The sequence below is a fragment of the Pseudoalteromonas shioyasakiensis genome (assembly GCF_001550135.1).
Lineage (GTDB): Bacteria > Pseudomonadota > Gammaproteobacteria > Enterobacterales > Alteromonadaceae > Pseudoalteromonas > Pseudoalteromonas shioyasakiensis.
Genome location: NZ_LRUE01000015.1, coordinates 770,041 through 785,813 on the forward strand (window position 1 = coordinate 770,041; position 15,773 = coordinate 785,813).

16 protein-coding genes are annotated in these 15,773 nt (G+C 40.4%); 5 read left to right on the forward strand and 11 right to left on the reverse strand.

The genetic code is table 11. The annotated features are described in order from the left end of the window. Positions 1-2: 2 nt before the first annotated feature. The 8 genes from PASHI_RS12660 to PASHI_RS12695 all read right to left on the reverse strand — a co-directional run bounded on the left by PASHI_RS12660 (position 3) and on the right by PASHI_RS12695 (position 6,496). Positions 3-503: a phosphatase domain-containing putative toxin gene (locus tag PASHI_RS12660; RefSeq protein WP_062565881.1), complete on the reverse strand. Its 501-nt coding sequence runs from the start codon at positions 501-503 to the stop codon at positions 3-5. A gap of 13 nt (positions 504-516) precedes the next feature. Beyond that, a complete protein-coding gene (arsB, locus tag PASHI_RS12665) occupies positions 517-1,539 on the reverse strand; it encodes an ACR3 family arsenite efflux transporter (protein WP_062565882.1) in 1,023 nt (340 codons plus the stop codon). A gap of 9 nt (positions 1,540-1,548) precedes the next feature. Then, positions 1,549-2,313 carry a metalloregulator ArsR/SmtB family transcription factor gene (locus PASHI_RS12670; protein WP_062565883.1) on the reverse strand — a complete coding sequence of 255 codons (765 nt, stop codon included), beginning with the start codon at positions 2,311-2,313 and terminating at the stop codon, positions 1,549-1,551. Between the two features lie 146 nt (positions 2,314-2,459). After that, the gene (locus PASHI_RS12675; RefSeq protein WP_062565884.1) at positions 2,460-3,596 is read right to left on the reverse strand and encodes a serine hydrolase domain-containing protein; all 1,137 of its coding nucleotides are present in this window, start codon (positions 3,594-3,596) and stop codon (positions 2,460-2,462) included. Positions 3,597-3,781: 185 nt separating this feature from the next. After that, complete coding sequence (locus tag PASHI_RS12680; protein ID WP_058584498.1) at positions 3,782-4,027, reverse strand: hypothetical protein; 246 nt, start codon at positions 4,025-4,027, stop codon at positions 3,782-3,784. Further along, a complete protein-coding gene (locus PASHI_RS12685; protein ID WP_240701543.1) occupies positions 4,024-4,971 on the reverse strand; it encodes a polysaccharide deacetylase family protein in 948 nt (315 codons plus the stop codon). Before PASHI_RS12685 ends, PASHI_RS12680 begins: the two co-directional genes overlap by 4 nt. Next, positions 4,968-6,071 carry an alkene reductase gene (locus tag PASHI_RS12690; RefSeq protein ID WP_062565885.1) on the reverse strand — a complete coding sequence of 368 codons (1,104 nt, stop codon included), beginning with the start codon at positions 6,069-6,071 and terminating at the stop codon, positions 4,968-4,970. The genes PASHI_RS12685 and PASHI_RS12690 overlap by 4 nt, the downstream gene beginning before the upstream one ends. 11 nt (positions 6,072-6,082) lie before the next feature. Beyond that, the gene (locus PASHI_RS12695; protein WP_062565886.1) at positions 6,083-6,496 is read right to left on the reverse strand and encodes a VOC family protein; all 414 of its coding nucleotides are present in this window, start codon (positions 6,494-6,496) and stop codon (positions 6,083-6,085) included. Between the two features lie 97 nt (positions 6,497-6,593). Here PASHI_RS12695 and PASHI_RS12700 point away from each other — a divergent pair, with 97 nt between their 5' ends. After that, on the forward strand, positions 6,594-7,508 hold the full coding sequence (locus PASHI_RS12700; RefSeq protein ID WP_171037175.1) for a LysR family transcriptional regulator: 915 nt from the start codon (positions 6,594-6,596) through the stop codon (positions 7,506-7,508). Between the two features lie 37 nt (positions 7,509-7,545). On the opposite strand, the gene PASHI_RS12705 is transcribed toward PASHI_RS12700, so the two are convergent. Beyond that, positions 7,546-8,355 (reverse strand): sulfite exporter TauE/SafE family protein, encoded by an 810-nt coding sequence (locus PASHI_RS12705; RefSeq protein WP_062565888.1) that lies wholly within the window; start codon positions 8,353-8,355, stop codon positions 7,546-7,548. A gap of 374 nt (positions 8,356-8,729) precedes the next feature. On the opposite strand from PASHI_RS12705, the gene PASHI_RS12710 reads away from it, so the two are divergent. From PASHI_RS12710 to PASHI_RS12720, 3 genes are all read left to right on the forward strand, one after another. Further along, the gene (locus PASHI_RS12710) at positions 8,730-9,707 is read left to right on the forward strand and encodes a DUF1852 domain-containing protein (RefSeq protein ID WP_062565889.1); all 978 of its coding nucleotides are present in this window, start codon (positions 8,730-8,732) and stop codon (positions 9,705-9,707) included. 11 nt (positions 9,708-9,718) lie between these two features. Next, entirely contained in the window at positions 9,719-10,756 is a 1,038-nt protein-coding gene (locus PASHI_RS12715) for a methionine synthase (RefSeq protein ID WP_062565890.1), read from the forward strand. A gap of 897 nt (positions 10,757-11,653) precedes the next feature. Next, positions 11,654-11,989 (forward strand): hypothetical protein, encoded by a 336-nt coding sequence (locus PASHI_RS12720; protein ID WP_062565891.1) that lies wholly within the window; start codon positions 11,654-11,656, stop codon positions 11,987-11,989. Positions 11,990-12,023: 34 nt separating this feature from the next. Here PASHI_RS12720 and PASHI_RS12725 read toward each other — a convergent pair whose 3' ends face one another. Further along, positions 12,024-12,500, reverse strand: a complete 477-nt coding sequence (locus tag PASHI_RS12725) for a hypothetical protein (protein WP_062565892.1) — start codon at positions 12,498-12,500, stop codon at positions 12,024-12,026. Between the two features lie 40 nt (positions 12,501-12,540). Next, positions 12,541-13,362: a hypothetical protein gene (locus PASHI_RS12730; RefSeq protein ID WP_240701544.1), complete on the reverse strand. Its 822-nt coding sequence runs from the start codon at positions 13,360-13,362 to the stop codon at positions 12,541-12,543. A 264-nt stretch (positions 13,363-13,626) separates the two neighbouring features. On the opposite strand from PASHI_RS12730, the gene PASHI_RS12735 reads away from it, so the two are divergent. Beyond that, positions 13,627-15,447, forward strand: a complete 1,821-nt coding sequence (locus tag PASHI_RS12735) for a GGDEF domain-containing protein (protein ID WP_062565893.1) — start codon at positions 13,627-13,629, stop codon at positions 15,445-15,447. Positions 15,448-15,773 lie beyond the last annotated feature (326 nt).

Here is a 15,773-nt window from a genome sequence, read left to right on the forward strand (position 1 = left end):
TGTTAAGCTCCTACTTTTTGAAAATTGTCGAAAAATGAACGTTGTACTGGGTTATGCAACGATTTAGGGCGAATAGCCTGCACTTGATTAACTATGTCATTTTTAGCATAGCCAAGCTCATGCATTAATAAACCAATAACTAAGCCTGTACGGCCTGAGCCGCCTTTACAGTGCACAGCCACGCTACCACCGCTTTTTATGATGGCAAGAATCTCGTTAAGGTGTTTGTTGAAAGCTAAACTAAACGCTTCGCTTGGCGCGTCATCATCGATAATAGGTAATTGAAACCAGCTGAGATCTGCTCGCTCACATTCGATTGCAAGCTGCTGCGCGCCATTTTTAACAAGCTCTTCATCGTACATCAGAGTAATAATTGCTTTTGCATCTGCCGCTTTTAAATCAGCAACAGACTGTGATAAACCAACGTCTTTTGTGCCAGGGCAAGGGGTAAAAATAAATGCCCCAGTTTCTAGTTGTAAAATATCAAATGGATGTGATTGCATTATGATTCCCCAATTATTCTTTAAACCAATGTGTTGTTTTATTGACGATTGCAACCAACGACAGCATCACAGGTACTTCGACCAACACCCCAACAACCGTTGCTAATGCTGCACCCGAGTGCAAACCAAATAATGAAATAGCCACTGCGACCGCTAACTCAAAAAAGTTAGAGGTACCAATTAAACATGCTGGCCCGGCAATGTTATGCTTAAGCTTAAGTTTTAACGCAATGAAATAGGTGATTGCAAAAATACCGTAGGTTTGCAAAACAAGCGGAATAGCAATCAGTACAATGTTTAGCGGTTGGGCTAAAATCGTGTTCGCCTGAAACCCAAACAGTAAGACCACAGTGGCCAATAAGCCAACAACTGAATACGGTTTAATTTTCTCTAAAAATGACTGCACTGCAGCTTCATTTTGTGCTGAATTATTAAGCGCTTTTCGTGTTAATACCCCGGCGATAAGTGGCAGCAATACATACAACACAACCGAAATCATCAATGTAAGCCATGGCACATGAATATCAGATACACCCAGCAACACCCCCGCAATAGGTGCAAAGGCAAAAATCATAATGATGTCGTTCACAGACACTTGCACTAAGGTGTAATTTGCATCGCCTTTGGTCAGTTGTGACCACACAAACACCATTGCCGTACAAGGTGCAACACCAAGCAAAATCATCCCAGCAATATATTCTTGCGCCGTTTCAGGGCTAACCAAATCAGCAAATAACCCTTCAAAAAATAACCAACCTAACGCGGCCATTGAAAACGGTTTGATTAGCCAGTTAATGATTAAAGTGAGTATCAGCCCTTTAGGGTTATTACCGACTTCTTTAATCGTTGAAAAATCAACTTGCACCATCATTGGATAGATCATTACCCAAATAAACAGTGCAACAACAATGTTTACATGGGCCACTTCGGCTTTCGCTATTAGCTCAAATAAAGGCGGAAACATCACCCCAAGCGTCACACCGATGGCGATAGCAGCAGCAACCCATACAGATAAATATCGTTCAAAAACACCCATTTTCAGTCCTTAATTGCAGCAACGAGCAACACGAGTTGGGCGATCATCACCCATCGCATTTAGCCTTGCTAACTCGTTTTCTATGAAATTTGGTTCGTTTACCACGGTCGAGGTAATTGTTTGTTTCATCCACATAGGTAGAGTCGGGTTTAAAGAGTAAAATACCCACTGCTGGTGTTTTCTATCCGACAAAATGCCCTGTTTTTTAAGCTGCGCTAAATGCCTTGAAACCTTTGGCTGACTCTGCTCGTTAAGTGCCGTCATTAGCTCGCATACGCAAACCTCTTGCTCAACGGCGATAAGCAATAAGCTTTTTAAACGAATATCATCTGCAAGGGCTTTATAAAATGTGGTTGGCGAAATCGATGCTGGTTTTTCTTTGTTATGGGATTGCACAAACTGTTTAATTCGCTCATTGAGCTCTTGCAAGGTTTTTTCAAAGGCGTGAGGTTCAGGACGCGTTTTTGGATCAATAAAGTCCCAGCCTAAACAATGTGTACCATCAACGCGATTAGCGCATTCTTTTGCAGCGTCATCACATAAGGTAATGACGTAATCAAAATGTAGGTTAGTTACATCGTTTAAGTGCTTTGAGTGTAAGTCATCAGTTTTTAGACCAAAATGCTCAATCGCCGCAAGCGTACGAGGGTCTACCGCATAAGGTTCTGTGCCCGCACTAAACACCTCAAACTCACCTTTACCATGATGTTTAAGCAACGCTTCAGCCATAATTGATCGGGCTGAATTTTCTGTACATAAAAAGAGAACTTTCACGACTCACTCCATAACAATTTGGTTATATAATATTTTTGTTATATAAAGTGCGCAAGTTATTTTTCTTGATGACTTAGTTTAAATTGAACTAAAGAAAGAATCTGGCGCATCTTTGCGCCAGCTTAGATCTTGCCGTTTTTAGAGGGTTATTTTGCTTGTAAGGTTAAATAGTCACTCATGACTTTTTCAAGATGATCGTAATCTTTTTGCTGAGTAACAGCCCCTGCGACCACCACCTGCGTTGTTGGCTCATACATCACCAAAGTGCCCCAAAAGCCACCATGTTGATAAACCAAGGTGCCGTTATATTCTTTTGCAAATACACCTAAACGGTAAGGGCTATCTGCTGGTAAGCCTTTATCCGAGAGCATGAGTTTGAGCGTTTCTGGATGTTTGAAGACCTTACCTGAAAATAAAGCCTGATAAAATTTAGCCATACCGATTGGGCTGGCAACAAGCCCACCGCCACCATATAAATCGACAGTTGGGCTCCAATTAAAAGTATCGGTGCCATGCAAGTATTGATGTACGCGACGAGATTCATCCACAGCAACCGAATCACCCCGTTCCCAGATCACATTTTCAATATGATTTTTGTCGAAACTTAAGTATTGGCGAACCGCTTCAGGTAGCGGTAAATCTGTCACTCTTTCAATAATATGGCCGAGTAACACATAACCGGTATCTGAATATGAAAAACGCTCACCAGGTTTACCAACTGGGTCGCCCCACTCTACACACCCTTTAATTTGCTCGCGCATCGTAATATCTTGCTGCGGATTTGCCATTATGCCAGCTAAATACTGATCGCTTTGGGCGTGATCGTATAACCCTGCCGTGTGACTCAGCACTTGCTTAAGCGTCATTTTATCAAGGGCATAACCATCGCTTTCAAGAAGCGCAAAAAAGTCGTCAGAAATTAACTTATCAAGCGTTGTATCAAGGCTTAGTTTTCCTTCCTCGTGCAAACGTAGCACCGTTGCCGCAGTGAAAGTTTTGGTCACACTGGCAATTCTAAATAAACTATTTGGGTTAATAACTTGCGGCGCATTTTCTTTACTTTGCTTTGCCGTTGAAAAAGCATGTCCATCATCAACAATCACATGAAGTGCAAAACCTGTAAGGGGAGCTTGTTGGTTTGCATTGAGAACTTGGCTCATTAAAGCATGGTGAGTTTCGAGTGGCTTTGTAGGCTCAGCAGCCACTGGCAAAGCCATTAACGATAGAGCAACAAATAAAGAGCTTAGTGTTTTTTTACTCGCTTGAAAGCACCAGCGTTCCATAACATTTTCCTTAAAAAATAGTCCTTAATTAGCGCCTACAGCTTTCGAAAAAAGCAGTTAAGCAGCCTAAATACTGCTTAACTGACATTAACAAACGACTTTCCTCTTGTCGAATTAATACGTTAATGCTATTTAGTAAGCATAATTGCAGCCTTAGCAAACGTATTTTGAGGCGTTTTAAGAAGTTACTGATGCTCCCTTAAGTCTCTTTCAAATTCAGTTTCTGTTTTAACTGGAGTGCAATGTGTAGTGACTTCAGTTTTGCCAATTTTTTCTGGTTCGTCTGAGCTATAAATCGTGGTGTTATAGCTTCGATCTATTTCCCCTGGGCAGTGATGATCTGCGATTACTACATCCTCAAATTCACCCATTTGCTGCTGTGAGGCACAGCCAGATAAAAGTAATGCAATAAAGGTTAGTGTGTATTTCATAACAAATTCTCTTCAAAAGTTCGAGGTGAGTTTTTTGGCACATTGTCTTGGCGTAAAATCCATTTTGCTATGTCATCTTTACGCATAAACTTAACCCCCTTGTGCTGCTTTGCATAGGTTATAAAGTCATCCAACGCTTTCACTCTAGCGGGAGTGCCCGCTAATCTATCGTGAGCACTGATAGACATCATTCTTCTGCGTTGTTTGCCTTCCTTGTAGAGCACATCAAACTCGTCCTTAAGCTCTTGTAAATACGCTTTACCAGTCATGGCTGTGCTGCCAGTGTACCGAACTATATCGTTGTTTCTATAAGTGTATGGAACAACAACAATGTCGTCACTTCCGACAGGTGTTAGCGATGGCTCATCACGAGATAAATCGTCTATATGATAAATAAAACCTAATTCTTTAAGGATTTTGAGTGTGTTTTTTGAGTGCCTCATCCAAAAAGCGTTAAACCCCACAGGCCGTTGCCCTGTGACTTTTTCAATGATATTTGCACTTTTTATGTATGACTGTCGCTCTTGCTCTTCACTCATAGAGTATTGAGGGGTCCATGTTTGTCCGTGCCCTGATGCTTCATGCCCGCGCCGAACGACTTCTTTTGCTAATTCAGGATTTAATTCAACAGCTCGGCCAACCATATGAGAAGTTACTTTAATTTGATGCTTATCCCATAAATCTAGCAGCCTGGGTATGCCTTCATTCATGCCGTACTGGTACCAAGAGGGTGAAATAGTGTCTGGATAACCCAGCTCTTGCGGTGGAAACGGGCCTGGATCTGATTGGTCTTGCGCTGTTGCCTCAAACTGCATCGAAATTGAGATCACAAGTTGAGCATCATCAGGCCAAAATACAGATGTTGCCTCCTTAGCTTGAGCTACACCTAAGGAGCTTAGAACAAACACCGACGCAATTAAAATTGGCTTTAAAAATTTCATCATTTATTTCCCTGATATACTGGGTAGTCTGTGTAACCTCGCTCATCACCACCAAATAAAGTAGTAGGATCTGATATTTCATTCAAAGGTAAATTGTGCTCTAAACGATAAGGTAAATCAGGGTTTGCAATAAACTTTCTGCCAAATGCAACATAGTCAACTAAGCCTTCACCAATTAGTTTATCGGCCTTTGCTAATGTGTAATTTCCTGCAACCACTATTTTGCCACCAAAGCTTTCACGTAATTTAACTCTAAACTCATCTGTTACGAGGGGAGCATCATCCCAATCAGCTTCCGCTAAATGCACATAAGCAATTCCAAGTTCATCAAACTTTTTAGCTAGATATAAAATGGCATCGATTGCTTGCGGATCATCCATGCCTCTTTGTGTAATAAAAGGAGCTAATCGAATAGCCGTTTTTTCTGGGCCGATAGCTTGGCTAATTGCGGTAATGATTTGCAGCGCGAACTTTGCTCTATTTTCAATATTACCGCCGTATTCATCGGTACGTTTGTTTGATGTTTGCCTTAGAAATTGATCAATTAAATAGCCATTGCCTGCATGTACCTCAACGCCATCAAACCCTGCTGCAATCGCATTTAAAGCAGCTTGTTTATAGTCTTCAACAATGCCCTTAATTTCATTGGTCGATAATTCACGTGGTGTAGGACAATCAAGCATTTGGCCTTCGCCATTTTCATCAACCACCCACACTTGCGCATTTGGAGCAATAGCACTTGGCGCAACTGGCAAGCCGCCTGGATGAAAGACACTATGCGACATTCTGCCAACATGCCATAACTGAGAAAAAATGAGACCATTTTGCTGATGAACAGCCTGCGTTACTTTGCGCCATCCATTGATTTGCTCTTCAGTATAAATCCCGGGGGTAAATGAGTAGCCCTTTCCTTGTGCAGAAATTTGCGTCGCCTCTGATACTATAAAACCTGCACTGGCTCGTTGCGCATAATATTCTGCCATTAAACTTGTCGGAATATCGCCTGGTTGAGCCGTACGTGAACGGGTCATTGGAGCCATCACTATTTTATTTGCGGTTTTATGATGACCAATTTGGTCTGTATTAAATACTCTATTTTTCATGTGTGTACCTTTTAAATAAGCTCGCTGCGTGTAAATAAAATTTCTATTTTTAAGCCATCAGGCCCTTGAATAAACACTTGATGCTCATTCGCTGCCGGCACTTCCCGCTCAACGAATGGTATTGAAGTTGCTTCTAGCCGTGCTTTAACTTCTTGATAATCAGTTGCAAAGAAAGCAAGGTGGTCAACCGTTGATAAGCCAACTGCTTCTGTTGATACCGAAGCTTGGGTTAAGTAATCAGATTGCGATTCATTTATGCCAAACTTAGCTGCTATATGAATGCATGGTGTATCCAAGTCGTCATATAACCAAACACCATCAAAACCAAATGCTGGCCTTGGCCCCTTTTTAAGGCCTAACGACTCTAAAAACTGAGCCATGTGCTGGATATTCGTTGCTAATAACAGAGCATGATTAAGCTGCATTTCTATCTCCTTCAAGTGATGAAATGAGTTTAACTATTTTGACTAAATTGATAATTAGCCTTAGAGTTAAATAAGTATTCATTAAAACTGAAGAATAATGTCAAAAATTGATGATATGGCGCTTTTTGTTCACGTTGTAAAAGCGGGAGGTTTAGCCGCTGCGGGAAGAAAATTGGGGCTTTCGCCTGCAAGTATGACAGCACGAATTAATAAAATTGAGCAAAATTACGATACGCGATTGTTAACGCGTAATACGCGCAGTATTGCCTTAACAGATGCAGGTGAACGTTTTTATAGTGGCTGTTTAAGAGTATTAGCAGAAGTCGAAAACACAGAAAACATACTTCAAGAGTCGCAACAAAGCCTAAGAGGCCAGCTGAAACTCTCTGCAACATCTGACTTTGGTCGCCAGTTTGTTGCACCCGCATTAGCAGAATTCATCAATAGCCACCCAGATGTTAAACCGCACTTAGTACTGACAGATGGGGTTACCAATATTGTTGAGGAAGGTATTGATCTGGCATTTAGATTCGGCAATTTGCCTGATAGTAACTTGATTAGCCGCCCGCTATGTAATAACCGCCGTGTGCTTTGCGCCTCACCTAGCTATATAGAATCGTTTGGCTTGCCAAGGCATCCCGAAGATTTAAAAAATCATCGTTGCCTTGTACTTGAGCGACTTGGGCAACCGCTAAATGACTGGCATTTTGAGGTAGATAACACGCACTTTTCTATTAAAGTAGCTCCCCACCTTTCATGCTCAGACGGTGAGGTGGTAAGACGCTGGGCAAATCAAGGCCATGGCATAGCCTTAAAATCATACATTGATATCAAAAATGACCTCAAAACAGGCGACCTTATTTTGATACTAGATGAGTATGTTCGAGGCTTTAGCCACAGCGATAAAAAAAGTGTCGGCCTACAGGTGATATATCCAAGCAGGCAATTCCAACCTCGGCAAGTGAAAGCGTTTATAGAGTTTTTTGAGTGTTGGTTCAAAAAGCACTGCTAACTTTAAATAAATCGCAAAGTAGATTTAATAGTTAACACTACTTTATAAGCATATTCACAGCCATAATTACCAAAAGCCCTGCAAAGATTTTCTTGATGGTAGACACAGGCAAATGATGCGTTGCTTTTGCACCTAATGGTGCGGTAAACCACGAAGTACAAACAATACCAAACAAGGCTGGTAAATAAACAAAACCGGCAAAGCCCTCTTTTAATGTAAGGTACTGACTGCCCGAGCTGATGTAACCCACTGAACCAAATAGCGCAATGACAATACCGCAGGCCGAGGCACAGCCAATAGCTTTTTTCATATCCACCGAGAAAAACGTTAGTAACGGCACAAGTACCGCACCACCGCCAATACCTATCATGGCAGAGAGCCCCCCCGTGATGCTTGTATAAAATGTTAACAGGCCTTTATTAGGTAGCGAGCGTAATGTTTGGCTGTCATTTTTACTGCCTAAAATCATTTTTAGTGCAATAAGCAATACACTCACAGCAAATACAATTCGCACTACATGTTCTGGTAATAGTGAAGCCAAAAAGCCACTGATAAGTGCACCTAGTGCAACCCCAGTCATCACCCACGGAGCCAATTGCCAAGGCACATTACCATTTTTATGGTGAGCGATAGCTGATGACGTAGATGTAAACAGAATTGAGGCAAGCGATGTAGCAATCGCCACCAGCACAACTTGCTCAGCAGGTAACACCTGAAAGTGCAGCAAGATCATGCTTAATATGGGCACAATCACCAAACCGCCACCAATTCCTAATAGCCCCGCTAAAAAGCCAACCCCACTGCCAAGTACGGCGCAAGCGATAATAAGCACGATTAATTCATTCATTGTATTTGTCTATGTTGTTGGTTTAGGGAACCGAGTATAACAACAATAAAGTACGGGGTTGCTCTCAAAAGTCCTGTTAAGTAGTGAATATTACTCACGTTTTATATGAAATTACTGCAACTCTAACAAACCCATTTAGAAATCCAGACGTCCAAAATGACTTTAAAGCATTTTTTCACTATCCCTTCCTAAATGTTTTACTAAAACAGTAAATATTTATGAATCTGCCTCATGTTTTACCTGAAATAAAAACGTTTTTCTTCATGATACTGAGCACGTATAAATTGATACCAAGCCACCTCAAGGTTAATGACCTAGCGATTTAAGGAAGGTGAGCAGCAATCATTTATCTCAGGAAATATGGACACATTGCTATGAACAACGATTTTAAATATACAGTTAAAAGTTTAAAGCTAGACGAAAACTATCACCCATCTAACAGCACGCGTATTACAACTAACTTTGCTAACTTGGCACGAGGCGCAAGCCGTCAACAAAATTTGCGTAATGCATTAAAAATGATTGATAGCCGCTTTAATGCACTAGCAAATTGGGATAACCCGCAAGGCAACCGCTATTCAGTAGAACTTGAAATCATTTCGGTTGATTTAGAAATTGCGGGGAGCGCTGAAGCTTTCCCATCTATTGAGGTATTAAAAACCAATATCATTGATCACCAAACTAATGAACGTATCGAAGGAATTGTTGGTAATAACTTTTCATCGTATGTACGTGATTACGACTTTAGCGTACTGCTGCTTGATCATAACAAAGCGAAAAACGAATTTAGCATTCCCGAAAACTTTGGTGATCTTCATGGCAAACTTTTTAAAAGCTTCATAAATTCAGAAACCTATAAACAACACTTTAAAAAACCTCCTGTTATTTGTTTAAGCGTGTCTGATAACAAAACGTACCATCGTACAGAAAACCAACACCCAATTTTAGGTGCTGAGTACCAACCAAATGAGTCGTCATTAACCGAGCAATACTTTAAAAAAATGGGCTTGCAGGTGCGCTATTTTATGCCACCAAACACAGTTGCTCCGCTGGCGTTTTATTTCTTTGGTGACCTGCTGAACGATTACACCAACTTAGAGTTGATCAGCACGATTAGCACCATGGAAACATTCCAAAAAATCTACCGTCCAGAAATTTATAATGCCAATGCCGTGGCGGGTAGTTGCTATCAACCAAATTTAAGAAACGCCGATCACTCGATCACGCAGATTGTCTACGACCGTGAAGAGCGCAGCCAACTTGCGATTGCACAAGGTAAATTTACAGAGCAGCACTTTATTAAGCCTTATCAATCAATGCTTGAGAAATGGTCTGCTAACTACGCGATTTAAAGAGAGTAAAAATGAGAAAGTTATTACCCACATCGACAGCTGGCAGCTTACCAAAACCTGCTTGGCTTGCTGAGCCTGAAACCTTATGGTCGCCTTGGAAATTGCAAGGCGCAGAGCTTATCGACGGCAAACAAGATGCGCTGCGTGTTGCCTTACAAGAGCAACAACAAGCTGGCGTTGATATCGTGAGCGACGGCGAGCAAACTCGCCAACACTTTGTAACGACCTTTATCGAACACTTAAATGGCGTTGATTTTGAAAACCGTAAAACAGTGACCATTCGTAATCGCTACGAAGCCAGTGTACCAAGTGTAATTGGCCCGGTATCACGCAGCAAACCAGTGTTTGTTGAAGACGCCAAGTTTTTACGTTCGCAGACCAAGCAACCTATAAAATGGGCATTGCCAGGGCCAATGACCATGATCGATACCTTGTATGACGCCCACTATCAAAGCCGTGAAAAACTAGCGTGGGAATTTGCCAAAATCCTCAATCAAGAAGCGAAAGAGCTCGAAGCTGCTGGTGTTGATATTATTCAATTTGATGAGCCTGCGTTTAATGTGTTCTTCGATGATGTTAATGACTGGGGCATTAAGTGCCTAGAAAGAGCAATCGAAGGCTTAAAGTGCGAAACCGCCGTGCACATTTGCTACGGCTATGGCATTAAAGCCAACACTGATTGGAAACAAACACTAGGCAATGAATGGCGTCAATACGAAGAAGTATTCCCAAAACTTCAAAAATCGAATATCGATATTATTTCACTTGAGTGCCACAACTCTCGCGTGCCCATTGAGCTATTAGCACTCATTCGCGGCAAAAAAGTGATGGTTGGTGCCATTGATGTAGCGAGCAATGAAATCGAAACCCCTGATGAAGTAGCACAGACATTACGCGAAGCCTTGAAATATGTTGATGCCGACAAGCTTTACCCATGCACAAACTGCGGTATGGCTCCCCTTCCTCGCAACATAGCAAGCGCCAAGCTCAGTGCGCTAAGTAAAGGCGCAGAGATTGTGAGGGGGGAGGTTTTAGGGGCTAGGATTTAGGCTCTGGGCTCTAGGCTCTAGGCTCTAGGCTTTAGGAGTAGTTAGCGAGTTACTAGGGGAAAGGTGCGAGGTTCGAGGATCGAGATGCGAGGTGAGAGGATCGAAGTGCGAGACGCGAGGGTCGAGTCCTTGTCGCCATAAATGACGACCTTGTAGGTCGGGCTTTAGTCCGTCAGATTTTATATTTGCTATGGACCTGATTGTGTAGCAGCCATTTTACATCGCGTTTATGGTTGTTTAATTGCGAGGGTAAGTTAGTGAGTTACTAGGGGAAAGGGGAAAGTTACGAGGAGCGAGATGCGAGATGCGCTTCTACCTCACCCCTAGTCGCCATAAATGACGACCTACATGTAGGTCGGGCTTTAGCCCGTCAATTTTTGAATTTGGTCTGAACCTGATTGTGTAGCAGCCATTTTACATCGCGTTTATGGTTGTTTAATTGCGAGGGTAAGTTAGCGAATTTTTAAGAGAAAGTTGCGAGGTGCGCGTCTACCTCACCTCTAGTCGCCATAAATGACGACCTGTATTGTAGGTCGGGCTTTAGCCCGTCAGATTTTAAATTTGGAATGGACCTGATTGTGTAGCGGCCAATTTACATCGCGTTTTATCTCGCCTCTCGTTTCTCGTTTCTCGTTTCTCGTTTCTCGTTTCTCGTAAAATTTATCAATGACGCGGCATAAAGCCGCTGCTACAACGTAGGCGTGAAACCTGTTTCGCGCATCCTATCCTCTAACGACTATTCTCTATCAACTAACTCCTACGTCCCCCCTAATGCTTTTAAACCACCCCGTTCAGAAAGTGTTAATCCAAAAGATGCAAAATTGAATTGGCTAGATTAATTATTTTTTGCTAGATTTCAGTTGTACCCAATGGATGGGCAAAAATTGAGGGATTAATATGAACGAATTTGATATTTTCATTAAAAATATTGTTTTAGATTGTATTCGTGAGCAAGGCACCTGTAGTGACATTTACGAAGAAGACGAGCAATTAACTTTTTATGTTGAGATTGAAAACCACGACAACGTGATATCACGCAAACAATTTAAAGTTACTTACCCAATTAACTACTCTATTCAGTCAGCTCTCAAGCATGAAACTGATTTACTTAGGTATTTAGACTCTGGTGAAATCAGAACGCCATTTACAAACGACATTGTCGAAGTACTTAAATCTGAGTTACAAGCCTTTATGTTCAGCAACAAACCACATGGCGAATATCATATTTGCTGATTCTTGATTTATAGCCTGAAGCAAAACAACCAGGCTATAATTTAACTAAATCACTATTATAAATACGGTAGCGTAAAGTGGTTTTCTTGCTGGGGCAGCAACGAGGATCACTTTCATCATATGTACGTAATTGTATAACAAGCTGTTCGCCAATCTTTTTCGTACTATCTACTACGCCGTTAATAGAAATAGACGACAATTCGCTATAACCATCATCTTGCACCTTAATGAGAGTCAGCTTCTCTAACCAAACATTGCCTGATTGATAAGTCCAAAATATAGAGACTCTTCCATCACTATGCTCATAAAAACGCTTTAATCGGCCAATTTCATCATCAGAGACTAATTCTGGAAAATGATCTTTATATTGACTCTGAATAAACGCATCTACGTGCTGCTGAACTTGCTGCTCGGTGGCATATCCTGTTAAGGATACAAAAAGTGCTATTAATCCAAAGCTTTTCAACACAAAACTATGGGGCTTTAGTTTGTTATTTTCAGACAACCCCATTGTTTACTCCATTGATAACTGTTTGTTGATAAAACTTGGTTTAATTAGTTTGATAATAAAAACTTGTCTTGGAGAGTGGTTTGATTATTTCATACTCAAGGCCAAAAGCATTCCTATCCCCCTCCCTAGGTATACTATAATTGTCTAAAAGGACCACCCCCCAATGATTATCACTAAGACCACCGAAAATCACATTAATGTTGTCATACTCATCTTTTGTAATAGCTGCAACCTTATACTCAACCATTAAATCTCTGAGTTCTTGTGTATCAGCTGATAGCTCCATCAAGTTTGGCTCTGCATCAGGGCTTAGAATTTTATAATCGGCAGAGGGTACAAACCCAGCATATCTTGATGGTGTATAGCTTATTAATTGGGTGGGAGAGTAAAAAGTATTGTTAACACGGTAAACGTGCGGCGCAGATTGCTGTATGAGTTTCAAATTTTGGCTATTTTTAAATGCTAAAATTTGTGCCTCTGATACATCTAAAAAAGACCTAATTAACTTAAGCCTTTGTTCAGTACACTGATCTTTTTTGCAAATAAATAAATTAGGGAGTTTTGTTCCGAACTGCTGTTCAACATTTAAATACTGACTACCAAGCACTCCTAAATTAAAGTTAGTGAACGCTTGCTTATCTTTGTCATTTTTAAATTTTGTGGCATGTATATCAAAGATGCTAAACGGGTAAAAAGAGGGTAAATAGGCAAGCTCTACATCGGTTTGCGGCATCATTTCGTCCATATGCTTTAAAACCGCGAGATACTCTTGCTCTATCTCATCATTAAAATAGTCTGGTCTTTCAGCCAGTGCTGTAACAGAAAATAACAAAGCACTACACAGTAATATTTTGTTTAACATGAAAAAAACATCCTTTTAATTAAAACTATTTAAAATAACCATACCATTTTAGGTACACAATTCCATTACTTTGTGTTGAGCTGCTTTCAAATCCCAAAAGTAACCAATCATAGCTTAAAGCATTAAATTATTTATATTTTTCAACGCAAAATCTTAAAAGCAAAAATTTCATTATGCTAAGCTAACTTCAATTATAAGAAAATATCATTGATTGGTATCAGAGTAGCTTTATGGAGTAATGCTCAAATGATAAGGATATTGTGCTTGTTGCTATTTTTTGCAACCAATGTGGCTGCAAAGGATGTTCAGAGTGAAATCAGCCGTGTTCTTCACGGTTATACAACATATTCTGAATCTGTCGAAATTTTAGCTAGATTAGAAAAGCAAATGCCTTATGAAAATGCGCTAGATGATGCGCAAGTGATGGCGTTTAAATGTTGGTTTTCTAATGTATCAACCCCAAACAGGGTTAGCGAATATAAACATTTTCTAGAAACAGCCAAACCAGTCATTCATCAAGCAAACAATTTAAACTTAATACAGGAACTTGCTGTCTGTGAAGCAAACCAAGAGTATACACAAGGTAATTATCAAACAGCTCTAGAACACTTAAAACCAATAATTAACACGTCGTCATTAGACGAAATAACCTCTTCAAAAAAATTGTCAATCATTGCTCTTGCCCACATAGTACTTAACCGTATTCAGTTAGCTAAAGGCAACTATCAAGAAGCATTCGACTCTGCTAAAACTGCTTATCAGTTATTTGAAAAAGCAGGTAATGACTACGAAAAAGCACTCGCATTAAAAGAAATTGCCGATATTCACATAGCGTTGTACAACTATGAACTTGCAATTGAACAACTGCAGCGAGCCAAATTAGCGTTAACGAAATTCAATGAGCAAGAGCAGTACAAAGTAGCGGATCAACTCGCGTATGCCTATGAAGAAAAAGGCGACTTAATAAAGGCTATTGAGCTATACGAGTCGATTAAAAAAGATGTTCGCCGTTTCGAAAGCGACAACGGATATGCTTACATATTAATTAAACTTACAGAACTCAATATAAAACTTAACAGTCTATCTCAGGCTGAGTCATACCTAACTGAGTCGAACACGCTCTCTGTTACTGACAGCTGGATTTTGACTCTTTACAACTTCACTAAATCAGAATGGTACTTGGCTACAGCTCAGTTGCAAGCCGCCCTTTCATTTCATGAGAAGATAGCCGCCGCGCAACAACAATCTTGGCCCAAGAGCTTAAAGGAGCGTTATTTAAATTTAACCTCGCAGCTTGCAGCTGCAACAGGAGATACTTCCTTACAAATAGCATCTCAACAACAATTAATCTCTTTAATTAAAGATAAACAACAAGCTATCGCAAATAATACGCTTATTTCTGCCAGATTAAACTTTAATTATGAACAGCAGATCCTTGAGATTTCTCGTTTAGAACATGAGTCAAAGCTACAACAAAAGCTATTATCAGTAGCCGAAGATAAGTCTTTTTGGCAAGGCTTAACTATGATGATAACTTGCTTGTGTTTACTCTTATTCGCCGTTTATACATTCAAACAAGTTCGCCAGAAAAAGTACTTTGAAATACTCGCTTTAAAAGATGAACTAACAGGCATAGCGAATCGCAGAGCTATATTAAATTTAAAACGAAGCGTCATGCTGCAAAACAAACTCAATCAGCAAGTCAGCTCATTAATTTCTATCGATATCGATCATTTTAAAGCGGTCAATGATCAATACGGTCACGATATTGGTGATGAATTAATCATTTCCATAACCAATACGATTGTGCAAACCGTCCGTTGTTCTGATCGGGTAGGTCGTGTCGGCGGCGAAGAGTTTTTAATTGTGCTTGAGAATCAATCTTTAGAGCATGCAAAAGATATTGCCGAGCGCATCAGACTTTCTGTTGCCGAAAAGGAACATACATCATTGTCTATAAGCGCAACGATAAGCTTAGGTGTTATAGAAATTGCACCAAATGAAACGTCTGAACAGGCAGCCAAAAGGGTAGATTTACACCTTTATGAAGCAAAAAGAGGCGGCAGAAATACTGTTTATTCTTAGCTTTAAGAAGAGTTCAACAGCAATCAAAAAAGACACAGACTAAAATCCGACCAAACGAATGAAACACTCAACTTGTTCTTTCTGATCCAAGACTGGAATTAAGCTAAAGAAATAGTGGGAAAATTTAAGAGCACTTTCTGATTTGTATAGCTTCAAGTTTCTGATTAAACGCTAGAATTTGTTATTTTTCACGATTAATCGCTGGAATAAATTTGCCATTAATATTTTGAGCAAAATCCAAACGAAAAAAAAGGCCAAGTGCATTAAATGCACTTGGCCTATTATTAGAGTGATTTCAACTTTTTGTCAAATCAAGACAGCTAAGC